The sequence below is a fragment of the Methylobacterium sp. XJLW genome (assembly GCF_003254375.1).
In the GTDB taxonomy this organism is placed as follows: Bacteria; Pseudomonadota; Alphaproteobacteria; order Rhizobiales; family Beijerinckiaceae; genus Methylobacterium; species Methylobacterium fujisawaense.
The window spans coordinates 69,959-94,912 of the sequence record NZ_CP017427.1; the positions used below are offsets into that span (position 1 = coordinate 69,959).

Consider the following 24,954-nt stretch of genomic DNA (forward strand, 5'->3'; position numbering starts at 1 on the left):
CACAGCGCAGTGGCTGCGGCGGCGTCCCCGCCGTGCGGTTGCTCTGGTCAAGCTCCGACGACAGTCGCTGATCAAACGGCTCTTTCCCACACGGTGCGGATGGTCGTCGGGGGCAAGCGGAGCATCAGTAGGTGGGCGCGCCCTTAAGGGCTCGGGGCCGTATTCTCGTCGTCCAGTCGCAGCGACCAGACCAGGGTACCCTGGTCGTCGATGAGCCACACCAAGTTGATGTCGACGTCGAGCACGAAGTCTCCCTCGGCTAGGGCCACACCCATGGCATCGCAGGCGCTGGCAGCCTTGATGATCCGCTCCAGCGTGACGTGATTCGTCACGAGGCCGTTCGGCTCGCGCCAGCCGCGATGCAGACGGAACCCCTTCATCGGTGATCCTCCGTGTTCCTCATCCGTCCTCTCCGTTGCGCACGGTGCTTACTCGCCCTCCTTGCGGCGATCCTTCTTGCGCGATTTATTGGGTGGTGGGGCATCTTCCTCTTCGCCAGCCCGCTCGGTCAGCGCGAAGGCGTGCAGATGCTGGGCCTGCTCCGGATCGTTATCAACATCATGGGTCAGCGCGTAGAAGGCAGCGCGCACGATCTCTTTCTTCGTGGCGTCCGGGTGTTGTTTACGAACCTCCGCAATCAGTTCCTTCCGCTTCGTGTTGGGCTTCGCCAGCTTGCGTAGCGTGGCGGCGAGGGCCTGAATATCGGACATGAAACTCTACCTCGGCGTTTCCCGAGGCTCATAGGCGCTCGATCTCGCCCTGTCACAAGAGGGGCAGGCCAACGGCTCCGTCCCCCTCAACGGTCCTTCGTATGGTCAAGCTGACCGGCTTTTGATCCATAGGTCGACGCCCTAGCCCCCGAATCCCTTCGGGCCCGGATGCCAAGCCTCGCCGCGCAACGTCGCGGCGTGGCGGCTGTAGGCCCGTTCGACGGCGGCCTGGACGCTCGAGTCGGCCACAAGTTCCGACACGCTCCCGGCGATCCGGTCGTAGTCGGAGCGAGGGATCCGCACTTCGGTGTGCTTGTCGCGGTAGGTCACCAGGCGCACCCCGTCCTCGTGCTCCTCCTCGGTGAGAACGAAGCCGTAGCGGTCGCAGGCGACCCGCTCCTCGTCCCGGAGCTGGAACCCCTCGATCAGGTCACCGACCTGGTCGACACCGACCGCCTCGATCACCGAAAAACCGAGATCGATCGAGAGCCGGAGATCGACCGGCTCGGCAATGGCCAGTGACACGTGAGCGCCCGGAGCAACAACGGCCTTGAGCGGGGTCCAGATCTGGTCCGGAACCGAGGCGGGAGAAGCTTGCGATGAAATCATCCTACGCCCTCATTTGAATACCAGCATCGCTCATTGCTGAACCAGGGTAAACCGCTCGACCTCCTCGAGAAGATGACCGAGAACCCGCCGCCTGGCATCCGGACAGCCGAGCCGGGTCCAAAGATCCAGAAGCGCAATCGTATCCTGATGCGGAAGAAGAGGCCCACCCGGATCCAGGAAAGCGGACGGATCGACGCCGAGAAGAGCGGCGATCTCTTCGAGATGCTGCCGGGCGATGGTGGAGCCGGTCATGGTGGGCACGTCGGACGTCGAGAGGAGTGTTTTGCAATGAGGTTGTATCAGATCACTTGAAGTCGCGCGCCGCATCGGGCGCTCAGGTGCATCCCGCGTCAGGCTGGAATGGCCCTCCCCCCGGGCGCGGAGCCCCTGATGACGAGGGCGGTGGCAGCGTCGGCCCGCGCGGGCGCCATCACGAACGGCGGCGGTGCGGTGGGGCGGCCTCCCGAGCCACCCTGGAGGCCCCGTCGAGGGGCGGAGGCGGCCCGCGCGCCCCGTCCGGCAGCGCAGTGGCCGGCCGACTCTGCCCAAGCGGAACCGGCGGTGAACCGCGGCAGCGCAGTTCGCCACAGCGACGGACCGTCCCAACACGATGGCGACAAGGGAACAGGCGGCGTCACCGCCCGCAACCGTCCAGCCCGACGATTTTCCCCTGGCGCTGCGCGCCATTCCTCGCGGGACAAAATCGTCGGTCCGGCCGGTCCTCCGCTGCGCTGCGGCCCTTCGGGTGCGGTCGGCGCCGCCGCCTGTTTGGAGGTCGCATCGCGCCGGGACAGTCCCGAGCGCCTCAGGAAACCCGACCGATGCCGCGCCCCACCTCGACCCTCCCCGCCCACGCCCGCTTCGCCCTCGTCACCCACGTCGCGGAACTCCAGGCCGAGCTGGCCTCGGTCACCTGCCCGCGTGAGCGCCGCACCATCGCCGCCGAGCTCGAGGCCGCCAAGGCCGCGATCACCCAGCTCTCCACGGAGGGCTGAGGCCCTCCCCCGAGGCCGCCTTCGGGCGGCCTTCGATCCATCGAAAGGCGGCAGACACACCCCTGGTTCGTGCCTTGCGATGCGACCGATGGGAGCCAGGACCGACAGGCCCGCGCGCGTGGTCGCTGCCGGCCCTTCGGGGAGCCAGTGCGCCTGACCACAGAACAGGTTTTGCCGCGATCGGCACCATGCCGATCAGGCCGCCTCACGACTGCCGGTACCCTCCTCCTTCGCGCCGACGGCCGCGGCCTGATCGCTCGCCTCGCCGGCCGTCTCCTGCACGTCGCGGGTCTGGAAGCGGTTGGCCCCGACCAGCGCTCTCATCTCGGGGCGGCGGTAGTAGATCGGACGACCGCAGCGGATCGGCTCGACGCCGCCGACGAGCAGGATCTGCTCGTCACGCCGCATCGTGTTGATGATCTCGTCGGGCATGATCAGGGCTCGCTTCTGCAGGCTGGTCGAGGCCGACAGGCTGACCCCGCCCGAGCCCTTTCCACCGGAGCGGGCCTGCTGGCTGTAGGAGACGATCTCCTGGGTGTAGGAACCGCATCGCTCGGACAGCCACTTGGCGGTGTCGACGTCGGTAATCGCGGAAAAGCTCTGCCACGAGGTCGACTCGAACCACGCGCTGACGGCGTCCTTGTCGCCCCATTGCTGGCGGAGCTGACCGAGCGATTGGTACACCAGCACCATGGTGATGCCGTACTTGCGGCCGGCATCGCGGGCGACCTCGATCAGGCTCATGTTGCCCAGCCGCGCCGCCTCGTCGAGGATGAAGGCGACGCGACCCTCGATCTCGCCGTTGGCGTGATAGAGCGCGTTCATCAACCCGCCGATGATGACCCGCGCCAGCCCCGGATAATCCTGAAGCGTCTGGAGATCGAGGGAGACGAACACGTCGAGATCGTCGTCGATCAGGTCGAGGCTGGAGAAATCCCCGTCCGACACGATGGCGGCATATTCCTGGAACGAGAGCCAGTTGGTGAGGTCGGCCGCGGTGGCGTAGACGCCCGAGAAGGTCTGCTGCGCCATGCTCTTGAACGGGCCGAGCGCCAGCTTGGCGAACGAGCCGTCGTTCTCGAGCCGCAGGATCTCGATCAGCCGGTCGATGAAGTCGGTTTCGGGCTTCGAGATGATCTCGCGCAGGGCGCGCAGCGTGCGGGCGCCCGAGTACGAGCGGTTCAGGCAGATGTGAGCCAGGACGCCGCGAATGAGCTGAAGCGCGGAGTTGCGGAAGAAGTCCTTCGGGTCGTCGCGCTTGACCGGGCCGGTGGCGATCCAGCCGACCACGGCGGAGATGTCCTTCTCGGCGCTGTTCTCCCCCTGGCCGATCCAGTCGAGCACGTTGAAGCCGCTCCGTGGATCCTTCGGCGTGATGCAATGGACCGGGCGCCTGACGTCCTTTCCGCGGATGGCGCTGCGGTACTGCGCGAGCATCGGATGCAGCTCGGTCGAGGGATCGAGCACGACCGCGTTGCCCGGCCACGACAGCAGCATCGGCACGACGGCTCCGGTGGTCTTGAAGCCACCGGAGCCGGAGAACACCAGCCCGTGGGTCGAACCGAAATCGCAGTTGAACCCCATCAGCGGTTTCCGGCCGCCCGAGCCCCAGGTCTTGGGGTCGCCCGGCTTGAACACGCGCGCGGTGCTCTTCGGATCGAGATCGGGGCGGTACAGCTCGCCGAGGATCAGATCACCTTGCGGCGGGAACAGCTCGCCGGCGAGTTTCATCGTCGCCCATTCCGCGTCGCCGTGGGCTGCCGATTTGGAGCGGATCGGTCGGTTGTAGCCGCGCGTGGTCCGCTTGACCCGGACCAGCGAAACCAGCGGTGCGATGAAGGCGACGAAGCCCGCAAAGCCGACAGCGCAGAACAGCGGGATGTCGGTCCGGCGCAGCAGCACTCGCGGATCCGCCTCAGGGTCGAGAGCCGTCAGGCGGGTGATCTCCTTGCGGACCGTCCACGCGCACAGGCCGATCAGGAACAGGGAGACACCGACTGCCACGACCCGGCCGCTGTCACCCGGCCGGGTGAGGCCGGCGGCCGCGAACAGCACGAGCGCGGGGAACGCCACCGCAGCTACCTGCAGGGCCCGGAGCATCATCGAATGCCCCGGCTCGACCACGTAGAGCGCGCCAACCAGCGGCGGCAGGACCGTTCCGATCACGAGATGGAGCGCGAGCCCGATCGCGACAACGAGGGCGGCGGTGACCCACTTCATGTCTTGAACTCCTTGTCACCGCGCCGGGCGAATTGCTCGACGGCGTCGGGATCACGGAGGCGCTCGGCGCCCTCGATCAGGAGGCCGAGCAGGACGTTGCTCGGCAGGTCGGCAAGGCCGGCTTTGATGACGAGGCCACCGAGCTTGATCTTGCGGTAGGCGTCGGCGCGCCGCTCTTCATGCCGCTTGGTCATCAGCTCCCTCTGGAGCTTTTCCAGCGCTTCGAGATCCCTTTGCCTTTGGCTCTTCCACCGTCGATGCCCCCTCACGAAATCGGGCGACGATCGCCTGGAACTCGCGGGCCAGCTCGTCGTCCGAGATGTCGATCGCGCCGATGCCGGACTTGATCGCGAGGTTCCCGAGCCGTTCGGCCTCGGCCTTGTCATGGGCCCTCAGCTTGGCCTGAAGCGCCGTGATCTCGTTGACGATCGTCTCGCGCGATTTCGATCGAGCCATGGATAGTGTATTCCAGTTCCGGTTGCGTCGGGCGAAATTTACCATCGGCTTGACGCAGGGCAACCTTGACGTTTGGCGAGGATGATCGGCCTCCCGTTCCTGTGGTCGTCCGACCACAGCGGCGAGGACGACCGGGCAAGCGAGGCCCGTACTCTGCTCCCGGAAAGCCCTTCCTCCTTCAGGCTTGGCGCGCGTCCGTCGAGGGAACGGCGCTTCCGAAAAGGCCGAGCTTACCCGCCGCCGAGGCTTGGCTGATGGCAGCCTCATCCCTTCGCCCCGAAGCGCGAAAGCCCCTCGCGCTGGCCGGCTCTGCCGGGCGGATGGACGGCCCCGGTAGGGGCCTCTATCAAACGGAGCTACGGCGCGCAGCGCCTCCGCAAAGTCCCCGGAGTTCTACGAAGGGGCGCACTTAAGGGGATATTGCATATCCCTGTGCTCAAGGGTAATGGCCAAGCTCGGGGTTCCCTCGCATGGCGATCTACCACCTCTCGGCTCAGGTCATCAGCGCAGGCGTCGGCAAGAGTGCCGTCGCATCCGCGGCCTATCGCCGGGCCACCAACATGGTGCGTGAGGCCACCGGCAAGGTTCTGACCTACGAGGGCAAGCAGCACGTCGCGCACACCGAACTGGCCCTGCCGGAGCAGACGCCGGCCTGGTTCCGCACCGGCATCGACGGCCGCAGCGAGAACGCAGCCTCGGCCTATCTGTGGAATGCGGTCGAACGGAAGGAGGGGCTGAAAGGCACCGGCTACGCGATGGAGATGAACATCGCGCTCCCGGTCGAACTCACCCTCGAGCAGAACATCGATCTCGCGCGCGACTGGATCGAGAGCGCGATCACCGCGCAGGGAATGGTGGCGGACTGGGCTCTGCATGATGTGCCGGGCAACCCGCACATCCACGTCATGATCCCGCTTCGCAAATTCACCGAGAAGGGGTTTGCGACGAAGTTCGAGGTCGCTCGCGACCGGGACGGGAACGTCCTCTACCGGGATGACGGCAAGCCGCGCTACGAGAAGTTGGCCGGGCCGATGAAGCACCTGGTCCCGTGGCGCCGGTCCTGGGCCGAGACGACCAACCTGCACCTCTCCAAGGCCGGGCTCGACCTGCGCATCGACCACCGCTCGCACGTCGAGGCCGGCATCAGGATCGAGCCGACCGAACATATCGGCGTCCACGCGGTCAATATGGCCGGGCTCGGCAAGGTGTCCGATCGGGTCGAAGCGGAGAAGCAGAAGCGCCTCCGCAATGCGCAGGCGATCATCGACGATCCCGAGACGCTGCTGCCGATCCTGTCGCGCGAGAAGAGCGTGTTCGACGGGCGCGATATCGCCCGGGCGGTGTTCCGCTACATCGACGATCCGATGGCGTTCGAGGCGGTGCGCCTGAGGCTCGGACAATCGCCCGAATTGGTGGCGGTGGCCGAGGAGGTGTTCGACCCGGAGAGCGGCCGGGTGATCGCCCGGGCGCGGTGGACGACGCGGGCGTTGCTCGAAGCCGAGATCAGGATGCAGACCGCCACCGGGCGGTTGTTTGCCGACACCTCGCACCGGGTGCCGGATCGATCCCGCGACCGGGCCTTCGCCGCACGACCCGAGCTGTCCGAGGAGCAGCGCGAGGCAGTCCGTCACGTCACAGGCGCGGCGCGGATCGCGGCCGTGGTCGGCTTCGCCGGCGCCGGCAAATCGACCATGCTCGGGGTGGCGCGCGCCGCCTGGAGCGACAGCGGCCACCGCGTCGTGGGTGGAGCTCTCGCCGGCAAGGCGGCGGAGGGTCTGGAGCGCAGCGCCGGGATCGTCAGCCGCACCCTGGCCTCGTGGGAACTGGCCTGGAAGAACGACCGCGATCTGCTGAAATCCGGCGACGTGTTCGTGCTCGACGAGGCCGGCATGGTCGCCTCGGAGCAGCTCTCGCGGATCGTTCGGGAAGTGGAGCGGCGCGGGGCCAAGCTGGTGCTGGTCGGCGATGCGATGCAGCTCCAGCCGATCGAGGCCGGTGCCGGGTTCCGGGCGATCACCGAGATCATCGGATACGCCGAACTCGCCGAGATCTGGCGCCAGGCCGATCCGGCGATGCGGCGGGCGAGCGTGGCCTTCGCGCGCGGTGAGACGGCCGCGGCACTCGGGGTCTATCGCGAGCGCGGCATGGTCCGGTTCACGCCCGACCGGGCGGCGGCGCGGGCGGCGCTGATCGCCGCCTGGAAGCCGGATTACCTCGGCCATAAGCCCGACGGGCGGCCGAGCGAGACCCTGATCCTGGCCCAGACCAACGTCGACGTTCTGGCGCTGAACGCCATGGCCCGAGACACCTTGAAGGCGGATGGCCTGCTCTTGGGCGAGGCCCGGTTCGTGACCGAGCGCGGCGAGCGGATGTTCGCCCCCGGCGACCGGGTGCTGTTCCTCGAAAACGATCGCGCGCTCGGGGTGAAGAACGGCATGCTCGCCACGGTCGAGACGGCGGCGAGCGGGCGGCTCATGGTCCGGCTCGACCGGGACGGGACCGGCGACGGCGCGCGGATCGAGGTGCGGGCGGAGCTCTACCGCAACCTCGATCACGGCTACGCCGCGACCGTGCACAAGAGCCAGGGCGCGACGCTCGACCGGGTGCATGTGCTGGCCACGCCTGGCATGGATCGGCACCTCGCCTACGTGGCGATGACGCGCCATCGCCATGCGGTGGTGCTGCACGGCGCGCACGAGGATTTCATCTCGCCGGGGCGGCGGGCCAAGCTCGGGAAGGCCCCGGCGCACGAGGCCCTCGATACGGCCGCGCTGGCCGGCATGGCCTGGCGCCTCGGGCGGGATGGGGCCAAGGCTTCGACCCTCGACTTCGCTGGCGAGGCCGCCTTCCGCGAGGCGGCGGTGGACCTGTCTTCGCTCGACGCCAGGCGGATGGCCCGGGATCTTGGCGCCCTGGCCGGCCGGCTCGAGGCCGACGCGCCGACCCCGGCAATCCTGGTTCCAGCAGATCCGGATGCCGTCAGGATCGAGCCCGAGGGCATCACCGGATTGGCCGAGGATGTACCGTCGGTTGCCGGAACCGTGGCCGTGCCCACGGGGTCGCCGGCGCTGGCCGTGCTCGAAGCTGCGTTGACGCGGCTGGAGCATGCGGAGACGGAGATCGCCGATCGGGTTCGGCCGCAGGATCTGCGCGCCCTCGCCTCCGCCTTCGCCGAGCGCCGCAACCTCGACGGCCACGCCGCGCTTGCCCCGGCCCTGGTCCGCCGCGCGCGCGGGATGCTGCGCCAGGCCCAGGCGCACTGGCACCGGCTGCACGGTCTCGCCACCCGCCTGTCCGAGGCCTGGGGGGCGGTGGTCGCACGCCATGGGGGCGCGGCGATCGACAGGAGCCAGGTCGTCGAGCCGGAGGCCCGAACCGAGGCCGCGCGGGCCCCGGAGCCGGCGGCGTCTCAGGAGCAGAAGGCCCCGCTCGCGCCGTTCCTCGCCGCGGTCGATCTCGGCACCAAGGGCCTCAGGGCGGCCCTCTATGCGCGCATCGATCCCGCGCGCGATCTGAAGTCCGAGACGGACTCGCTTCAGCGCTGCCTGCGAACCGCACTCGACAAGCCGGGGCCGGTCTACGCCGCGATCCTCGCCGAGCTGCGGCAGCCGGACGAGGTCTACGAGGAGCGGATCGAAGCCCTCCTGTCCGATCCCGAACCCCATGGCGGCCTGCGCGGCCGCAAGGGCTGGTTCGTGCCCAGGCAGGACAAGGAGGACCGGGCCCGGGCCGAGACCGCGTTCGCGCAGGCCAAGGCCGAGGCCCTCGAGCTCAAGGACCATTTCGAGGGCGTGGCCGACGGCTTGCGCCCGGCCGAGGTCGCGTACCGCCAGCGGCTGACGATCGCGGTGCCGGGGCTGAGCCCGGCCGCGGCAGCGGCCCTCGCCGAGGTGGGGCGGTGGACCTCCGCTCGCCCCCTGGACGAGCTCGTGGCCGCCGCGGTGGCGACCCCCGAGCTGCGCGCCGAGGTGATCGCCTTCGCCGAGGCCGTGGGACGCCGCTTCGGCGCGAACGGATCGATCGGCCATCACGCGGGGCGCGGCCTCGGACCTGGGCAACGGCTCGACGAGGCGGAGCGCGAGATCCTGACCGGCGGCGGCCTCGTCGCTTCCTATATCGAGGACGGCTCGCTGTTCCGGGAGCGCTTCATGAGCAGGGCTCAGGAGCGCGATCTGGAGCAGGGCCCCGATCTCGGGCTGTCTCTGTGATGCGGACGCCACGGTGATCGTCAGGTGACCGGCCCCACGGCGCTGTGGGGTTTGCGCCGGACCAGGGGCTGACGCGACGACGATCCGCTCAAGGCATCGCCGTTGCCTATGCCCTAAATCATACATATCATACGTATGATGCCGAAGAGGTTTTCAGATGCAGATGTTCACGTCCGCCGACCTCCAGCGTCGTACGGGTGACGTGCAGGCGAGCGCCACAGAGGCCCCGGTGGCGATCACAGACTACGGCAAGCCACGGAACGTGATGCTGTCGGTCACCGAATTCGCCCGGCTCAAACGGGCGGCCGGGGAAGGTGTGCCGGAAGAACTCGCGGCGAGGCGGCGTGCTTTCGTCCGACACGTCCCCGATCCTCTCGGATATGACGTCCGAGACCTCGGCACCGCCGCGAGACAGATGGCCGACGATGCCCTGTCGGGCCGAACCGGCGAGGCCGTCTCCGCGGAACTCGCGGCGGTGCGTGCACGGTTCGGCGGTGTGAGGTCGTGAGCGGGGATACCGGCCGATCCAGGCCGCGCATCCTGGTCTCGGATGCGACGCCGCTTTCGCTTCTCGGGATGATCGACGCCCTCGACTGGCTGTTCGTGCCGGGCTGCGATGTCTGGCTCACGGACATGGTCATGGAGGAGGTTGTCCGGCCGCCCCCGGCGGGAGGCGACCTGCGCCGGGCCGCCCGTGGTGCGATCAAGGATTGGATGGAGCGAAACCGCGACCGGATCACGCGTGTGGAGACCGACGAGGGACGTCGCTACGCACGGGAGATGGAGTTGTGGCGCAGGGCCGGCGAGCCGCCGGACATGATGCCGAATTGGGCGGATCGAGGCGAGGCGAGCCTGTTGTCGATGGTGCGCTCGACCAAGGACTCCCTGAGACCGGACGAGGCGATCATCGCGCTCGTCGACGAACGCGACGCCCGTGACGTGATGCGCGGCATAAGGGGGAACATCGACATGATGGGAACCCAGACATTCGTCCGCTGGATGCTTGAAGATTTCGGCATCCTGGAAGCGGAGCATGCCTGGACGGCCATTATGATCGCCAGCGGTGGGAAGGCCGATCCCGGTGAGGAGGAGGATCCGGTCCACATCCGCAAGGGTCCATGACACCGAACCAATGTCGGTCTCGACCATCCTTCGGCCAGGCCGCGCTCGTTGCCAAGGATGACGCCACCTCGGGAACGATGCGCCGTCGAGACCGACCGAAGCTAGGCGCCGTGGCGACGATGGGTAAGGGTAGGAGACAGAGCGCAGCCGAGAGTTGGGCCGTCGAGGACGGATCGAGAGGGATCCCCGGTGGGCGGGAAGCCTGCGGGTTCAGCACAGGGACGACATCATGAGCTTTCGTGACCTGCCGACGCTGGTGACCCGGCGCGAGGAGGCCGTGACCCTGCTCGAGGCCATCGCCACGGGCGTCGACGAGGCCGAGTTGGCCCCGTTCCTCATGGCGCTGATGACCTACGAGGCCGAGCAGGCGGCGGCGATCATGCGCGGCTCGGGCAACGAGATGAGCGTGCGGGTGCAACTCGGTGCCCTGCTCGCCGAGGCAGGCCTCGTCACCCAGGACGAGGTGTTCGCGGCCCTCGAAGCCCGCCATGCCCTTGGCCGGGGAGAGGCGGCGTGAGCGCGGACCCCTACGTCTACGAGGGCACCGACGTCCTGCGGAACACCGCCGACCTCCGCGATCCGCAGATCCTGGCCCAGCGCGAGCAGATCGTCTCGTTCCGGGCGCTGCTCCAGATGCAGAAGGAGCCGGTGCTCGGGACCTTCGACCTGGCACACTACGCCGCCATCCATAAGCGGCTGTTCGGCGAGATCTATCCGTGGGCGGGCGAGACCCGCACGATCGAGACGTGGAAGCCGGAGATCGTGCTCCAGGGCAAGAGCGTCGCCTACAGCCCGCCGGCGGCGATCGAGGGCCACGCCCGGTCCGCCCTGGACCGGCTCCGCCAGCCGCCGGGCGACCTGAAGCAGGACCGGCCGACGATCGTCTACGCCCAGGCCTTCGCCGCCCTGTGGCAGGCCCACCCGTTCCGGGAGGGCAACACCCGCACCCTGCTCGCCTTCATGGAGCAGCATGCCCGCCACCACCGTCAGCCCCTCGACCAGGGCCTGATCAACCGGGTGCCGAGCGAGACCCGCGACGCCCTGGTGCTCGCCACCCGCGGCACGATCCGGCCGCTCGCCGAGATGATCCAGAATGCCCGCTACGCGGAGGAGATGCGGGCGCATCCGGTGCTCGGCCGCCTGTCGGCCGACGCGGTGGAGGCGCTACGCCTGATGGGCGCGCCGCGCATCGTCCTGCCTGAGCCCGGCACCCAGATCCGGGGTCAGGTGATCGCCACGAGCTATCACCACGCCCTGATCCGCGACTCCCGGCAGGTCTCGGCCGTGGCGCTGCAGGCCTTCCACACGCTCCCGCGCAACAACGACCGTGTCGACGTGCGGGTGCTGCCCGAGGGCCGACGCCCCGAGCCGGAGCCGCCCCGCGAGGAGGTGCGGGCGCAAGTGACCGGGCGCATCCTGATCCCGGCGAGCTTCTTGGTGCTGAACGGCCAGAGGCCGGAGGAGGCTGGGCGCAACGCCATCGAGATCCCGGGCCCGAGCGAAGCCCTGTCCGAGGCCCTGAAGACCCGCTCGCCGGGGGAGATCGCCGCGGATCCCCGGTTGGCCGCCGAGGTGCGCCTGATCGACCGGAGCCTGATCGCGCGCTTCGGCCACGAGGGCTCGGGCGTGCTGATCGAAGGGTTGTCCAGCGAGGCCAGGAAGCTGCTTCCCCAAGGGCAGAGCCTGGAGGAGATCCGCGCCGTCCTGAAGCCGCTGCTCAAGGCCGTGGTCGCCGACGACAAGCTGCAGACCAGCCTCGCCCAGCAGCAGACGCTCGGCCGGGACGAGCCGTCCCTGGGGCGCTCGGCATGACGCCGCTGTTCCGGGAGCCGGTCGCGGCCACGAGCCCCGGCCGGATCGTCGCCCTCGGCGCCGTCGGCCTCGCGGTCCTGGCCATGCTCGGCCTCGTCTGGTGGACCTTCTCGCCGATCCTCGGGCAGGTCTATGCCGGCCTTCGCCTCGCCGAGACCGCCACCCTGTGGCGCTTCACCGGCTGGGGCCACTACTTCATGACCATGCCGGCCGGGCAGCCCTTCGCCTTCGTTTCGATCTACAAGTCGTCGGTCGGCTTCGGCCTGGCGGCCACGCTCCTCACGGCGCTCCTCGGCACGCTCGCCTGGCACAAGCGCAGCAGCAAGCACATTGAGGTCCTCATCGCGGCTTCCGTGAACGCATTCTCGCAGCGGAGCATCCGCGCCGCCTACGCGCCGCCGCAATGCCTGGTGCGCTCGCCCTCGCCCGAGCCCGAGGCTGCCGGGCCCGTCGTCGACGTCGTCGTCAACCCGTTCCAGGGGCTGCGCGACCTGCGCGACGCGCGGGCGGTGGAGGGCGTGGCGGAATCCGTGCCCTGGCCCGTCGCCGCCGCCTTGTCCCTCACGATCGACGCGGCGGCCCCGCTCAAGGACCGGAAGGCGCACGCCGCCGTCCTGAAGGCCGCCTGGACGGCCGCCGACCGCTTCGCCGCCGATCCGGCCGCCGATCCGTCATCCGTGATCCTGGCGGACCTGCGGGGCCTCATGGTGATGGCGATCTCGGATCAGGCCGGGCGGGATATCGCGATGCTCGATCGGATCCACGACCTGATCCGAGGCAGCGACACGTTGAACGATGCCGTCACCCAACTGGCGAGCCTTGCCCTGCCGACAGAGCGGTTGTTCTTTCCGGATTACGCTTGGCTGCGCCACGTCGATCCGACCTTGCAGTCGGTCATCACGAGCTACTGAGACCCAAACCCGATGAGCTGGTGGCGATCCTGGCCACGTCGCGCCCTGCATCGGCGTGCCGGTCGCGCGACGGCACCGGAACCACGACAGACACGGCCGACAACGCGCCGGCCAATCTCGCGGCTTGGTGCCAGCACGGTGTTTCGGCGGAAGGCGGTCGACGACCTGTTTTGCGGGCCCCTACGGCTGATCCGCGTGCGCCGCTTCCTCGGCCTCTCTCATCTCAGCCGGCGAGGGCCAACGGGCCGCATCCATGGCGGCCAGCGCCGCAGTCACGGCCTTGGCTGCCCTGGCGAGATATGCGCGCTGCTGCGAGGGGTCGGAGAACAGCCCGAAGCCGTTGAACGTGCCGCCCGCGAAGGCGGCGAGATTGTCGGCCGCCTCGCTCGCGAGGGCGGACGCGGCATCGGTGGCCGCAGCGGCTTCCTCGATCATTCCGCCCATGGTCAGGCCGCCCCCAGCGCCCGCTTCACGGCCTCGGGCTCCCGGCTGATGACGAGGAGGTAGGCCCGCGTCGCAGCCTCCGGCCGGGCCCGGCCCTGCTCCAGGTCGCGCAACGTGCCGATCGGGAAGCCGAAGCGCTGCGCGAACTCGGCCTGCGTCAGGCCGGTCCCCTTGCGGATGGCCTTCACGTCGATGTCGGCCGGGACGCGGACGACGCAGGTGGACGGATCGAGTTCGCCACGCGCGAAGGCTTGCGCCTGGCGAGCGGCCTCGACGAGGCCCTTTCCGAAACTGGTCATTCGTTCATCCCCTCCTTGGGATTTCCGCCGTCCGCAGCCCCTCCTCGGGCGAGCGCGGATGGCGGCGCGTGTTAAGTGGTTCGGAGGGTCCGCACCTTGCGGCGCATGTCCTCGCGGTAGTCCTCGACGATGGTCGCCAGGGCGAGGCGCACGTCGTTGCGCTCCGCCTTGCTGATGTCCGCCCGCTGCCCCTTCGAGACGAGGCGCAGCAGGAATACGGGTACGTCCGCTGCGGCGTAGTAGGTGATGACCCGGTAGCCGCCGGACTTGCCCTTGCCCTTCCCGGCGATGCGGACCTTGCGGGCACCGCCGGTGCCGGGGATCAGGTCACCGGCCTCAGGGTCGGCGGCGATGACGGCCGCGATCATGTCGCGATCTTCGTCGGTGACGCCGGCCGACTTCGCGTCAGCGAGGTAGAGCGGCAATTCGACGATCCCGTGCATGTCGTTCTTATGCGGGCAAACCGTACCGGGCGACAAGCGAAAAGTGCGGGCAATCCGTAGGCGTCGGGCTTGGCCGATCGCTGTGGGACCACGCGCAGGTGAGCGGTCGGGAGCGTGGCAGGGCGTGAAGGTGGTGCTGGGCTTCGTGGTCATGATGATGCTCGTTCTGGTGGAGCCCCGGTTCCGCACATGCGCAGGATCGCCGCCGGACGCCCCAATGCCGGGACGACGGACGCGCGGTTTCGGCCTGCGGGTATCGCGGGCTGGTCTGCTCAGGGCTGTGGTGGGCGAACGCGCTGACGGCCCATCCAGGGCACTCGTCTCGCGACGTGTAGCGAAATGACGGGATTCGCCTGTCGGGTCAAGGAACCCGTGCGGAACGGCTCATCGGCTGAGATCGCTCATTCCAGGCTTCATCAGCAACCATGAGCGGGGCAAAGACGCCGAGCGGAGACAGAAACTCCGCTCGGCGTTGCTTTTTCTTACGTACCACTGCCGGTCATGTAGGTGGTCACTACGCCGATGAGGACGGCCAGGATGGTGATGCCGGAGCCGACGATGAATCCGACCAGGGACCGGCCGGCATCCTCGCGGGCGTTGTCGTCCTGCGACGACTTGTAGAGCTTCACGCCGGAGATGCCGGCGAGCGCGATACCCACGACACCGAACAGGATCGTGAACACGATGCCGAGGTTGTTGCCGCCGGTCGCGATGCTGGAGGCGTTGAGCGACGAACTGGCTGCCTTCTGCCGGGCCGTCTTGAGAATATCCAAGGGCGCCGATGGATCGCCGGTGGTGCTTTGAGCCCAGGCCGGCAGAATGCTCATGCCCATCATCGTCGCGCTCGCGAGCGCCCGGTAGTGAATATCCTTGACTTGCACAGGAGCCTCCATCGTCATGCTACGGTTCTGGATCGATCGATCGGAGGCCGAGCGTCGCTCATGATCTCCCCCAGGACTCCATCGACGATCGTCTTGGCGATCCGGTCCTCCCCGAACCGCGCCAGCGCGGCCACCCGGCCCCACGCCTCGATGGCGGTGCCATCGGGGAAGCGGGTCGCCAGGATGCGCAGCGCATCGTTGACCGCCATCCGGCGGTACAGCTCGTCGCGCACCAGGCGGTCTTCCTGCTTGGTGGTCAGGGCCCACAGCATCCGGGCCCCGAGCGCGTTGTTCAGGACGATCCAGCGCTCCTCGTCGCGGAGCTTGAACCGCGCCAGCAGGTTGGCTCCCCGCCGCCCCTGCGGGCCGTGGACCTGGCGCTCGAGGGCGCTCTTCACGGCCTGATCGAAGCCGAAGGTCCGGCGCGCCTCCTCGCGGATCTCGTTGGAGTCGGCGTTGAGCACCATGACCGTCGAGGCCATGTCGGCCAGCGTGTCGAAGTCGGCGAGCAGCTGCGAGACCAGGATCAGCTCGAGGCCCCACTTGCGGCCCTCGCGGGCATCCGATTTGACTTGGCTGGCGATGGTCTCGACGCCGCCGGTCAGGTGATACTCGTCCATGCACAAGCGCTTGGGCGTCTCGGCGATCTCGTGGTAGCGCGCCTCCCAGTAGCGGACGTATTCCCCCCGCAGCGCCGCGTCCGTCGGGAAATCCATCTTCGGGATCTCTTCCGAGAACCCCGAGATCTTCGACAGGTAGACGTGCCGCGCGATCATGAACATCAGCGCGTTGTTGCGTTCGGCTTCCGGGGACTTGTGGCGCAGGGCCACGTCCTGCACGTCGATCGACACCACCCGCGCCTCACCGAGGTCGAGCCGGGTCGGCCGGGCGAACATCGGGAACCGCTCGATCGCACTCTCGAGCGAGCGCTGGACCAGGCGCACCAGCTCGGGCGTGAAGTCGGCCGCCATGGTCGGCTCGCTGATGACGCGGGCGAGATCCTCCAGGATCGGCATGGCGTAGCGCTGCGCCCGCTGCGCGGCCGTGTAGAGCCGGCGCTCGACGAATGCGTCGACGATGCGCCACCACTGGATCTTGCCCGCGACCGGGATGCCGTGATCGGCGATCAGCTGGTCGAGTTCCCGATCGATGTTGGGCTGGTAGATCGACGGCGAGGACGAGAACTGCAGGTCGCTCTTGAGCTGGTAGACCCGCGTGATCAGGCGCGGGATCAGGAGCGCCACCTCCGGATGGGCGACGTTGAGCAGCGTCGTCAGGAAGTTCTCGATGAAGGTGCGCTCGCGCTCCAGGGGCGTCCGGCGGCCGAGCCCGAGCTCGAACGGGTTGACGGCGTAGTCCGGCGTGTTGAGCGGGCGCACGTAGTACGCCTCGTGGCGGCGCTCGGCCGGCAGGGCGTTCCTCACCAGCTCGATGAAGCCCGACGAGCTGACGCCGACATCGATCACGGCGAGGAACGGCAGGGCCGCCCCGGCGGAGAAGGCCGCGAACTCGACGTTGAGCCGGTTCATCAGCACCGACTTGCCCGAGCCGGGCGTGGCGTAGATGAGGGTGAGCCAGAACAGCTGCTCGGCCGACAGCGCCTCGTAGGGCATGGGCTTGCCGTCGGGCGTCAGCAGTAAGGTCTGGCCCTGCTTGAAGATCGGCGCGGTGCGGTGGAACGGCAGCAGGGCGGCAAGGTCGCCGAGCGGCGCGATCGAGCCCGGGGGTACCTCCGCCTGGACCGTCATGCCGGCGACCGTCTCGCACAGGGCGCGCAGCGGGTTGTGAGGCGCGTCGGTCATCACCGCCTCGCCCCAGGTCATCATCCCGCTCATCAGGTAGGAGCGCCGCCGCTCCAGCAGGCCCGGATCCTCCCCCGGCTCGGTCCAGGTCGTGGCGATCACCCTGCCTTTGACGATCGCCTCGCCGTCCTTGTCGACCACGTCCTCCAGTTCGCGCAGCGCCCGGAACAGGTTCTTGTTGCTCGGGCTCGCGAAGGCGAGGAGCCCGGCCAGGACCTTGCGCAGGCGGAAACCGACATCGTTGTCGCGCAGCGCCTCGAGGTGGAAACAAACCCGGAACGGCATGTCGGCGGTCTTGCTGGAAGCCTCCAGCAAGGTCTCGAGCAGCCGGTTGAACGGCAGGAGCGTCGCCGGGAACATCCGCATCACGGCAAGCGCGTAGCGGCGCCCGCCCATGTCGAGGGCACGCATGTTGCTCGCGGCTTGCGCGTTCGACGTCATGATCTGCCGGGCGACGGTCGGGGTGAAGAATTCGGAGACGTCGTCGTCGTGCCGCTCCTTGGCGCCGGGATAGCGCCGGGTGCCGGGCCCGTAGGGCGTCCAGCCGTCGGGCGTCTCGTGGTAGAGCACCGCCGCCCGGACCTGCTCCAGGTCGCGCCGCCGGCCCTGGTCGTTCGGCGAGAGTACCCGGCCCTGCAGGCGGGCCTCGCCGAGCGCCTCCATGATCCGGCGCACGAAGGCGCCGTGCGGGCCGGCGATCGATCCGAGATGCAGGAACGGGTTCTGCGCGTCGCGCGCCGGCGGCAGCTCCTGCCAGGCCTTGCGGTTCGCCTTCTGCTCCTTGCGGACCTCGTCGGCGGCGCCGGCCGACGGCCGGGTCCAGGCGGCGAGCAGGATCGTCTCCGCGCGCGCCCGGCCTTCCAGCACGGCACGGCCCTCCTCGATCAGCGCCTCGACCGCGAGACCCTTCTGGCGGGCGCGCCGGCCCTGTTGCCGCACGAACGGATCGAGGATCCGGGCGGTGTTGAGCGAGGACTCGTAGGAGATCGTGATCTGGTGGCCGGGCCGTTTCAGGATCTGCGCGATCCCGCCGGCGAAGCGCTCGACGACGTTGTGGAGGTAATCCTCGCCCGAGACGATCGTCCTGGCGCCGTCGATCTCGATCAGGGTGAGCTGCGAGCCGTCATGGGCGTAGACGACGGCCTCTCCGCGCGCGGGGTCGAAGCCGGCAAGATCGCAGAATTTATCGGCCGTCCTCATCGGTCGAGGCCCAGCAGGACGGCGAACTGGTAGATCGGCACGCTCAGCGCGAAGAGCCAGGCGCCGAGCAGGGCCGGGACGGCCGCCCGCAACAGGGGCGCGGGCCGGACGGTGAGCGCGCAGTAGATCTGGAACCCGGCGAACACGACCGCGGCGCACGACAGCATGATGCTGGCCGGGTAGTAGGCATACATCAGCGGCCGGGACGTGATCGCGCCATCCAGGCCACGGACGAGGCTGTCGTAGAAGAGACTCGTCAGGATGAGGCAACCGCCCACTCCCATCCCGCTCAGATGCAGGATCCGTTGCAAGCTCCGGTCGGAGCAGACGAGGCGGGCCCAGGTCGGTGCGGCGAACACCACGACGATGCCGGTGGCGAGCGTCGATGCGATCGCCATTTGGCTCACCACAGGGTGATCGACGAGGTAGAAGGCGGTGTTGGCGGTGAGGTGGTCGAGCGCTTGCATGAGCCGCGCTCCTAATCGGCGAAGTAGAAGGAGAGCTGGCCGATCAGCACCGTGACGCAGGTCATCGCGCTGCCGATGATGGCGGCTACGACCCAGGTCCCGGCGGTGCCGTCGCCGGAGGTGTTCGCCTGGTAGACCCGGATCAGGGCGTAGCCGGTCAGGACCATGCCGGCGACGGCCGCTCCGACGACGAGCAGCCAGGCGAAGACCGGCATGCCGTCGATCAGCCCGCGCAGCACGTCGGCGATCCCCTTCGACCCGGTCATGGCCGCCTCGCGTAGGAGACGGGCAGGGTCTCGGGGCGGTAGCCGGCGCCGTAGGCCGGATCCGGCCCGTAGCCGGTCCCGGCCCCCGCCGCGACCCGGGCCGCGTCGAGGGGCACCACGACCGGCTGCAGGAAGACGATGCCGATCGGGAAATTCACCGGGCTGCTCAGTGTCGGCGGCCGGCTGAACGAGCGCGCCGCCGCGGCGGTCATCGCCTGCCCCACCGGCATGGCCGCGCCCAGGCCGGCGGTCAGCCAGTCGATCTTGCGGCCGGACTGGACCGCGAAGCCGTCGCCGTAGGTGGTGTTGGTGTTGAGCTGCGTCAGCTGCTGGCCGACCTGGCCAATGCCCTGGAGCAGCCCGGCGACGACGAGGCCGCCGTAGCGCTCGAGCACGTGGTTGTCGACATCCTCGGCCACGCCGGTTCGGGCCTGATCGACGGTGATGGCGATCGCCTGCATCGGCCCCTGGCGGCCGTCCTGCAGGATCATGGTGGTGAATCGGATCGCCCCTTGCGTCTGGGAGTAGACGATCTGGCCCATCAGCCGGATGCCGTTGAGCGGGCCGGGCTGCCCGCGCTCGTCGAGGTCGACGATGGTGGCGAAGATCGGCGCCGCCGGATCGTCCGAGTTGAAGCCGCGGTCCAGCACCGCGTAGGCGACGTCGCCGGCGCGCGCCACGGTGGCGTGGCGGATGCCGGGCCCGAACGGCCCGGTCACGACCGGCGCCGCGGCGGCCCGCGCCTCGGGGGGCTTCGCCCGCTCACCCTTGGCGAACGAGCGCACGAGGAAGCCGCCGGGGCTCGGCTTGAGCAGGGCCTTGATCTGTTCGTTGATCGCCGCGATCTGCTCGGGGTCCGCCGTCGGCTGGACCGGCGCATCCCGGTAGACGGTCTGAACCACGGTGCGGTCGCGGTAGACGATCTTCTCCGGCACCGGGGCGGGGGCCGGCTCGGCCGGTTTTTCGGGGGCCGCGTCCGGCAACTCGCCCATCTGCGGGGGTCGGCTCTCGGCGATGACGGTCGGCGCCACGTAGGGCCTGCCGGCCTCGGCCTTCTCGTCGGCGGCCTGTCGGTTGACGCCCGCCCGGCGGTCGGCCTCGGCCCGGCCGACCGGCTTCATCATGTTGTTGGGTGGGTTCGGGGTCGGGCCCCGGATCTCGGACGCGGCCCCGACCCCCCGGTCGACGCCCGGCGCGTCGGAGAGGATGAAGGCCGCGGAGCCGATCGCCACCACCATGACGACGCCGCCGAGGGCGGCCGTTTGTTTGGTATCGAGCATGGCCGTCTCCCTCAGAACTCGATGGTGATGGCGGTCTCGGAGCCGTCGCCGCGCTCGGCGACGAGGCGCGAGGCCGGGCGCAGGAACTCGTAGATGCGGTAGCCCTCCTGTGCGTCGGCCGACGCCACCGGCTGCGGGCTCACCAGATTGCCCTGGACCCGCACGTACATCCGGTCGCGGTAGAGCCAGGCCTGCGCCCCGTTGGCCACGAGCCTCTGCGCCCCGGCCGGGGGCGTGCCGGCTCCGAACAGGTGCAGCAGGGTTGTGGTGTCGGGCGCCCCCGCGCCGCGGGCGGCGGGCCGCCCGCCGCCCTTGCGGACCGGGCCGGGGCTCGCCGCGGCGACCTTGACGGGGGTCAGCGGCGAAGTGCCGGCCACCCGCACCGTGACCGGGATGTCCACCGTCTCGCTTTGCCCGGACAGGACCATCAGGGGGATCGGATAGGGCACGGCCTCCAGCCGGATCAGGATGTTGCCCCAGGTGTCGTATCGGCAGGGCATGAGGTTGATCGAGGTCGGCCGGTCCGATCCCGCCGCGGCCGCGACCTGGGTCGCGCCCATCGCGGCATCGACGCCGCAGCCAGTGCCGTCCTGCGCGAACAGCCTCGGATCGTAGGCGACCGAGGCGATCGGCCAGGGATTGCCTTTGCCGTCGACGAAGGTGATTGGGCTCACCACCCCGTAGGCGAGGTTCAGCGTCTCGGGCGCCGCCCGGCTGACCTCCTGCGTCACGGTGAGCAGCCGCGGCTCCGGCCGGGGCATGCGCCCGTTGCGGCCGGGGAAGTTGCCGGCGCCTTGCGCGTCCTGCACCGCGCGGCGCATGCCCTGGATCTCGTCGGGCTTGAGGATCACGCCCTTCGCACCACCGAGCATGCGCTGGCGCAACTCCTCGAGCTCGCCCGCCGTCAGCGGGCGTGGAACGGGCGGCGGTGCTGCGGTGGCTGCCGCCCCGGTTGGCGGAAGACCGGTCGGCGGGACGCCGAACGGGCGACGGACCGCACCCCCAGGAGGCGGGGCGCCCGCGGCGGGCGGGCTCGGGCCGACGAAGGCGCTTCCTCCGCCGGGAGCCGCATCGGCATCGGTCGGCTGCCCGGCCTCATGCACGCCATGGGCGCGCGCCGCCACGGGCGCGCAGACGAGGGCCGTGAGCAGGCAGCCGAAGGCTCGGACGCGCCTCGGGGCGCCCCCTGCACGCATCATGGTTGCACCTGATGGGTCAGTTGCTGCGTCGAGATCACCGAGTCGATGGCGATGCCGTTCGGGTTGATCGGCGAGGGATCGATCCGCACGATCGTCATGGTCAGGAGCCGGCGCTCGACCTTGGTCTCGACGTTGGTGCGGTAGAAGATCTGCAGCGGCACCTCGACGATCCAGTAGTAGCGACCGCCCGACTTGCCCTCCTCGGAGATGTTGGCCGGGTCCGTGGTCACCGCCGAGACGGTCTGGTAGCCGATCACGACCTTCTGGATGATGCCGCTCTCCTGCAGGGCGGCGCGATAACGGTCGCGGCCCTTCGGGGTGAACGACGACGACAGCGCGTTGTTGATGAGGGCGCGCCAGTTGGCATAGTCGTAGGAGTTGAGTTCGACCGCCGCGCTGACCGCGAACTCCTTCAGCCGCGCCTGGGAGATGTTCGGCTCGGTCAGCGGAATCGCGTCGCAGACCGCCTGCGCATCCGACGTCCAGATGAACTGCTTGATCGGGAAGCGGTAGAACGCATTGTAGAACAACAGCCCGTTGACCACGAGCGAGATGGTCAGGAAGACCGACAGCATCAGGATCCAGTTCCACTGGTTCCGGAGCATCATCTGTCCCGCGTCGATCTCGCGCGCGATGCGGTCGGCAGACTTCATGGCTCGGTCTTTCCGGTCGGGGCGGGCGGTCGCGCCAGGGTCCGCACCTCGCAGCCGAACACGCCGCCGTCGGCGACGTAGGGGATTACCTCCGCCCGTTTGAGGCACAGGTAGGTCAGCCACATCGAGCCCATGAGCGACGTGAACAGCGCGGCTGCGAGGAAGGCGCTGGCGCGCGCGTAGCCGGCGAGCCGGTCGGCCAGGGCCGAGGGCGACAGGCAGCCCCGGGCCGAGGGCAGGCTGAACGCTCCGATGGTGGCGCGACGGGCCATCTCAGCTCCCGGTCAGGACGGAGCGGACCTTGGCGTCGTCGCCGGGCTCGTAGCCGACCATGATGGCGAGCCGCCCGTCGGGACGGGGCACGAACAGCGTCGGCACGCCCGGACGCAGCTGCGGGGCCGCTGCGAAGATCGCGGCGAACGCCTCTTTGTTCTCGGCGAGCTTGGCCGCGATCTCCGGGCTCGCAGACACGGTGGGGGTGAGCTTGGCGTCGAAGGCGTTCGTGAGCGCGGCGACTCGATCGGGAGCCGCGAGGATCGCCGCCGCCATGCGGGTGCCGGCCTCCGGATCGCCGAGGACCACCACCGGCACCCAGCGCGCCGCGACCTTGCCGTGGAGTGCCGTCCAGGCGGCGTGGCAATAGGGGCAGCGCGGATCGAAGAAGATCGTCGCGACCTGACCCGGTGCCGTCCCGGCCGGCAAGTCGGCGATGCCTTCCAACTTGGCCAGCAAATCCGTCACCTGCCGGGCGCGTGTCGGATCCTCGATGGTGGCGAAGCTCACTGACGGCGTCGGCGTGGCGGGCTGAGTCGGGGCCTGTGCAACCTGAGCGAGGGGCCGGAACGCCTGCGGTGCGGCAGGGGGCGACTGGAATCCTGTAGCCGGCGCAACACCTGCCGTAGAGGACTGAATTGGTGGCGCTGCCAAAGTCTGAATTGGTGCGCTCGCAACGATTTGGATCTGTACAGGAACCCAATGTCTGTCCGTGGCCAGATAGACACAGGCAACCACACAGGCTGCCCAAGCGAAGTGTTTTCCTGCGATCTCCATCGTGGCTTGCCCGCCTGCAGTCGTTAATTCCTAGGTTGCGCTCTTATTGCGAAGCCATTCCCGGTATGTCAATAAACATGCAAGCGTATCGCTCTGATTGACCCCGAATGGGGTATACCAAGGTCCATAAGCATGGAGTAAGACCGGGCTGTGTTTTGAATGCAATCGAGATGTGCTTTTCTCATAGGGTGTAGATCTTGGAATTTTCGTCCAGAAATCCAAATAAATCACTGGACGAGCATGTGTCCGGCCATACAGTCCAGCGTAGAATGTGCAATGCAACAAAGGATTAAATTCGCGTTAAAGCCCGCAACCATGGCGATACACATCGCCGTGATCTCGTCGATGGCCGCTGGAACTGCACTCGCCAACCCAGCAAATCATGAAGACGAGAGGCGAAATCGGTCGCGGTTTGAATATAACGATGGTCGACCAGAAGAAAAACGCCCCTATAGGCGGCCCAATCTGGACGTAGATCCGACTAACTTGAAGCTGGAAGAGATGCGAGAGCGCATCAACAGATTGGAGGAGCGGTTGGAATTGTTAGAGTATAACTCGATCCATTCTAAATAGGTGCGTGGATGGTCGTTCCGGATCTTGGCAATCTGCTCGTTTCGTTGAGTGAGGTATTTCCGCTCTTCGTCAACCTGATCTTTTTGGGCATTGCCGTGCTGGGGATCTGGTTCGGGACGTCGGGACTCTACGCGCTCTACAATGTTGCTGCCGGTGAGCATAAATTCTCCAACCGCCCGGTGACGATCGATACTGCCTTCGGTAAGCTCGTGCTCGCGGGCGCGATGATCGTTGCGCCAGTCCTGTTGTGGAAGTTCGCCAACAGTTTCGTCCTGGGAGGCGATATCACCTACAGCATGTTCAACTACGGCGGGTCTCAGCGCGGTTCGACCTGCGAACAGATCCGCATCGCGATCACATACTTCTTCATGGGCCTCGGTGCACTGGCGTGGCTGGTCGCGGGACTGAAGCTCTACAAGGCGACCTCGGGCCAGCACGACGGCGCCGGGTCGGCCTTCCTGTACCTGGTCGGTGGCACCCTGGCGTTCTTCATCAACGACGTGGCCCAGCTCGTCGGCAACACGATTCACATGGATGTGTCGCTGTCGAACGTCTGCACGATGATCGGGGGCTGAGATGCGGTCCCCTGCCCTATCGTTTCCGGCGCCGGAACAGCCCGTCGATCTCGTCGGCCGCGAAGGCGCGCAGCGGCGCCCGCGTCTCGAACAGCCGGCCGTGCTCGAGCTGCCAAGCGCGGTAGCGCGACACCATCGCGGTGGCACAGACCACCAGGCAGAGCATCAGGGCGCCGAGCAACGTGAGCCAGGAGCGCGCGTAGACCGCCCAGGCGGCGGCCAGCATGCCGATGATCTCGGCCGCCACGAACAGCGTCAGCGCCTGCTGCCGCTCATCGGCGGCCAGTGTCCGCGGATCGGCACCGTCGAGGGCGTAGGTGCGGCTGAGTTCGGCCAGGGAGAAGGTGGCGCCGCATTTCGGATCGTCGCAGCGGCGCAGGTCGAGCGCGTCGGGATCGCTCATCAGCCGGCCGCGCCGGCAGGAGGGGCAGAGGGCGTGCGTGCCGCCCAGCACCGTGCCGCTCATGGCGGCGAAGCCGCGGTGCTCCGGCCCGACCCGGTGCCCGAGCCGCTCTCTCACGAATGAGACGATCCCCATCTGAGCCACCCGTCGAAGATATCTCTGCAATGGCGCTTGTGTAACATCGCCAAAAATTGCTGCAAGATAAATATCGATCGAATGATGTTGGAGGAGAACATGAAAATAGTTCGGATGAATGCCATCGTTAGATTTGTCGTATTGCTGCTCGGTGTCGCCGTTCTGCTCCCCGGCTGCGTCAGCACTGGCGGCAGCACCTCGGGGCATGTCGATGCCAAGCTGCGCGAGCACGGGGTCTGAG

29 protein-coding genes are annotated in these 24,954 nt (G+C 68.4%); 9 read left to right on the plus strand and 20 right to left on the minus strand.

Translation table 11 applies throughout. The annotated features are described in order from the left end of the window. Positions 1-143 precede the first annotated feature (143 nt). The 4 genes from A3862_RS30440 to A3862_RS30455 form a co-directional block, all read right to left on the minus strand. Positions 144-380 (minus strand): hypothetical protein, encoded by a 237-nt coding sequence (locus A3862_RS30440; protein ID WP_111474448.1) that lies wholly within the window; start codon positions 378-380, stop codon positions 144-146. Positions 381-428: 48 nt separating this feature from the next. Then, positions 429-710 (minus strand): hypothetical protein, encoded by a 282-nt coding sequence (locus A3862_RS30445; protein ID WP_111474449.1) that lies wholly within the window; start codon positions 708-710, stop codon positions 429-431. Positions 711-851: 141 nt separating this feature from the next. Beyond that, positions 852-1,235: a hypothetical protein gene (locus A3862_RS30450; protein ID WP_236962209.1), complete on the minus strand. Its 384-nt coding sequence runs from the start codon at positions 1,233-1,235 to the stop codon at positions 852-854. Between the two features lie 114 nt (positions 1,236-1,349). Then, positions 1,350-1,571, minus strand: a complete 222-nt coding sequence (locus tag A3862_RS30455) for a hypothetical protein (protein ID WP_111474451.1) — start codon at positions 1,569-1,571, stop codon at positions 1,350-1,352. A gap of 569 nt (positions 1,572-2,140) precedes the next feature. On the opposite strand from A3862_RS30455, the gene A3862_RS31770 reads away from it, so the two are divergent. Next, on the plus strand, positions 2,141-2,314 hold the full coding sequence (locus tag A3862_RS31770; protein WP_164706448.1) for a hypothetical protein: 174 nt from the start codon (positions 2,141-2,143) through the stop codon (positions 2,312-2,314). Between the two features lie 195 nt (positions 2,315-2,509). Here the strand turns inward: A3862_RS31770 and A3862_RS30460 are convergent, their stop codons facing one another. Genes A3862_RS30460 through A3862_RS30470 form a run of 3 tightly spaced genes read right to left on the minus strand, consistent with a single transcriptional unit; the run spans position 2,510 to position 4,990 of the window. After that, positions 2,510-4,534 carry a conjugal transfer protein TraG gene (locus A3862_RS30460; RefSeq protein WP_236962211.1) on the minus strand — a complete coding sequence of 675 codons (2,025 nt, stop codon included), beginning with the start codon at positions 4,532-4,534 and terminating at the stop codon, positions 2,510-2,512. Beyond that, positions 4,531-4,728, minus strand: coding sequence for a conjugal transfer protein TraD (locus A3862_RS30465; RefSeq protein WP_111474452.1), 198 nt, complete (start codon positions 4,726-4,728; stop codon positions 4,531-4,533). Before A3862_RS30465 ends, A3862_RS30460 begins: the two co-directional genes overlap by 4 nt. After that, the gene (locus A3862_RS30470) at positions 4,712-4,990 is read right to left on the minus strand and encodes a TraC family protein (protein ID WP_111474453.1); all 279 of its coding nucleotides are present in this window, start codon (positions 4,988-4,990) and stop codon (positions 4,712-4,714) included. The genes A3862_RS30465 and A3862_RS30470 overlap by 17 nt, the downstream gene beginning before the upstream one ends. A gap of 470 nt (positions 4,991-5,460) precedes the next feature. Between A3862_RS30470 and traA the strand changes: the two genes are divergently transcribed. The 6 genes from traA to A3862_RS30500 all read left to right on the plus strand — a co-directional run bounded on the left by traA (position 5,461) and on the right by A3862_RS30500 (position 13,043). Further along, positions 5,461-9,198: a Ti-type conjugative transfer relaxase TraA gene (gene traA, locus A3862_RS30475; RefSeq protein WP_111474454.1), complete on the plus strand. Its 3,738-nt coding sequence runs from the start codon at positions 5,461-5,463 to the stop codon at positions 9,196-9,198. Positions 9,199-9,355: 157 nt separating this feature from the next. Further along, on the plus strand, positions 9,356-9,706 hold the full coding sequence (locus A3862_RS30480; protein WP_111474455.1) for a type II toxin-antitoxin system Phd/YefM family antitoxin: 351 nt from the start codon (positions 9,356-9,358) through the stop codon (positions 9,704-9,706). A 68-nt stretch (positions 9,707-9,774) separates the two neighbouring features. Continuing rightward, on the plus strand, positions 9,775-10,320 hold the full coding sequence (locus tag A3862_RS30485) for a hypothetical protein (RefSeq protein WP_236962213.1): 546 nt from the start codon (positions 9,775-9,777) through the stop codon (positions 10,318-10,320). 229 nt (positions 10,321-10,549) lie between these two features. Continuing rightward, the gene (locus tag A3862_RS30490; RefSeq protein WP_111474457.1) at positions 10,550-10,837 is read left to right on the plus strand and encodes a hypothetical protein; all 288 of its coding nucleotides are present in this window, start codon (positions 10,550-10,552) and stop codon (positions 10,835-10,837) included. After that, complete coding sequence (locus A3862_RS30495; RefSeq protein ID WP_111474458.1) at positions 10,834-12,132, plus strand: Fic/DOC family protein; 1,299 nt, start codon at positions 10,834-10,836, stop codon at positions 12,130-12,132. The genes A3862_RS30490 and A3862_RS30495 overlap by 4 nt, the downstream gene beginning before the upstream one ends. Continuing rightward, complete coding sequence (locus A3862_RS30500; RefSeq protein WP_111474459.1) at positions 12,129-13,043, plus strand: hypothetical protein; 915 nt, start codon at positions 12,129-12,131, stop codon at positions 13,041-13,043. Before A3862_RS30495 ends, A3862_RS30500 begins: the two co-directional genes overlap by 4 nt. A gap of 180 nt (positions 13,044-13,223) precedes the next feature. On the opposite strand, the gene A3862_RS30505 is transcribed toward A3862_RS30500, so the two are convergent. The 12 genes from A3862_RS30505 to A3862_RS30560 all read right to left on the minus strand — a co-directional run bounded on the left by A3862_RS30505 (position 13,224) and on the right by A3862_RS30560 (position 22,760). Then, on the minus strand, positions 13,224-13,478 hold the full coding sequence (locus A3862_RS30505) for a hypothetical protein (RefSeq protein WP_124263052.1): 255 nt from the start codon (positions 13,476-13,478) through the stop codon (positions 13,224-13,226). 11 nt (positions 13,479-13,489) lie between these two features. After that, positions 13,490-13,786, minus strand: coding sequence for a helix-turn-helix domain-containing protein (locus A3862_RS30510; RefSeq protein ID WP_111474461.1), 297 nt, complete (start codon positions 13,784-13,786; stop codon positions 13,490-13,492). 71 nt (positions 13,787-13,857) lie between these two features. Continuing rightward, on the minus strand, positions 13,858-14,229 hold the full coding sequence (locus A3862_RS30515) for a type II toxin-antitoxin system RelE/ParE family toxin (RefSeq protein ID WP_111474462.1): 372 nt from the start codon (positions 14,227-14,229) through the stop codon (positions 13,858-13,860). Positions 14,230-14,711: 482 nt separating this feature from the next. After that, a complete protein-coding gene (locus tag A3862_RS30520; protein ID WP_111474463.1) occupies positions 14,712-15,128 on the minus strand; it encodes a hypothetical protein in 417 nt (138 codons plus the stop codon). Then, on the minus strand, positions 15,125-18,112 hold the full coding sequence (locus tag A3862_RS30525; RefSeq protein ID WP_111474464.1) for a hypothetical protein: 2,988 nt from the start codon (positions 18,110-18,112) through the stop codon (positions 15,125-15,127). The genes A3862_RS30520 and A3862_RS30525 overlap by 4 nt, the downstream gene beginning before the upstream one ends. Continuing rightward, entirely contained in the window at positions 18,109-18,579 is a 471-nt protein-coding gene (locus A3862_RS30530) for a hypothetical protein (RefSeq protein ID WP_111474465.1), read from the minus strand. Before A3862_RS30530 ends, A3862_RS30525 begins: the two co-directional genes overlap by 4 nt. A gap of 11 nt (positions 18,580-18,590) precedes the next feature. Then, positions 18,591-18,845 (minus strand): hypothetical protein, encoded by a 255-nt coding sequence (locus A3862_RS30535; RefSeq protein WP_012606221.1) that lies wholly within the window; start codon positions 18,843-18,845, stop codon positions 18,591-18,593. Next, complete coding sequence (locus A3862_RS30540) at positions 18,842-20,125, minus strand: DotG/IcmE/VirB10 family protein (RefSeq protein ID WP_111474466.1); 1,284 nt, start codon at positions 20,123-20,125, stop codon at positions 18,842-18,844. The genes A3862_RS30535 and A3862_RS30540 overlap by 4 nt, the downstream gene beginning before the upstream one ends. A gap of 11 nt (positions 20,126-20,136) precedes the next feature. Further along, complete coding sequence (locus A3862_RS30545) at positions 20,137-20,997, minus strand: DotH/IcmK family type IV secretion protein (protein WP_236962185.1); 861 nt, start codon at positions 20,995-20,997, stop codon at positions 20,137-20,139. Between the two features lie 323 nt (positions 20,998-21,320). Continuing rightward, positions 21,321-21,977: a DotI/IcmL family type IV secretion protein gene (locus tag A3862_RS30550; protein WP_111474468.1), complete on the minus strand. Its 657-nt coding sequence runs from the start codon at positions 21,975-21,977 to the stop codon at positions 21,321-21,323. Continuing rightward, positions 21,974-22,249 carry a hypothetical protein gene (locus A3862_RS30555; RefSeq protein ID WP_111474469.1) on the minus strand — a complete coding sequence of 92 codons (276 nt, stop codon included), beginning with the start codon at positions 22,247-22,249 and terminating at the stop codon, positions 21,974-21,976. The genes A3862_RS30550 and A3862_RS30555 overlap by 4 nt, the downstream gene beginning before the upstream one ends. Before the next feature lies 1 nt (position 22,250). After that, a complete protein-coding gene (locus tag A3862_RS30560) occupies positions 22,251-22,760 on the minus strand; it encodes a hypothetical protein (RefSeq protein ID WP_236962187.1) in 510 nt (169 codons plus the stop codon). An 848-nt stretch (positions 22,761-23,608) separates the two neighbouring features. Between A3862_RS30560 and A3862_RS30565 the strand changes: the two genes are divergently transcribed. After that, positions 23,609-24,175: a hypothetical protein gene (locus A3862_RS30565; RefSeq protein ID WP_111474471.1), complete on the plus strand. Its 567-nt coding sequence runs from the start codon at positions 23,609-23,611 to the stop codon at positions 24,173-24,175. 16 nt (positions 24,176-24,191) lie between these two features. Here the strand turns inward: A3862_RS30565 and A3862_RS30570 are convergent, their stop codons facing one another. Beyond that, on the minus strand, positions 24,192-24,695 hold the full coding sequence (locus A3862_RS30570; RefSeq protein ID WP_236962189.1) for a hypothetical protein: 504 nt from the start codon (positions 24,693-24,695) through the stop codon (positions 24,192-24,194). Between the two features lie 117 nt (positions 24,696-24,812). Here A3862_RS30570 and A3862_RS31775 point away from each other — a divergent pair, with 117 nt between their 5' ends. Further along, the gene (locus A3862_RS31775) at positions 24,813-24,953 is read left to right on the plus strand and encodes a hypothetical protein (protein ID WP_164706449.1); all 141 of its coding nucleotides are present in this window, start codon (positions 24,813-24,815) and stop codon (positions 24,951-24,953) included. Position 24,954 lies beyond the last annotated feature (1 nt).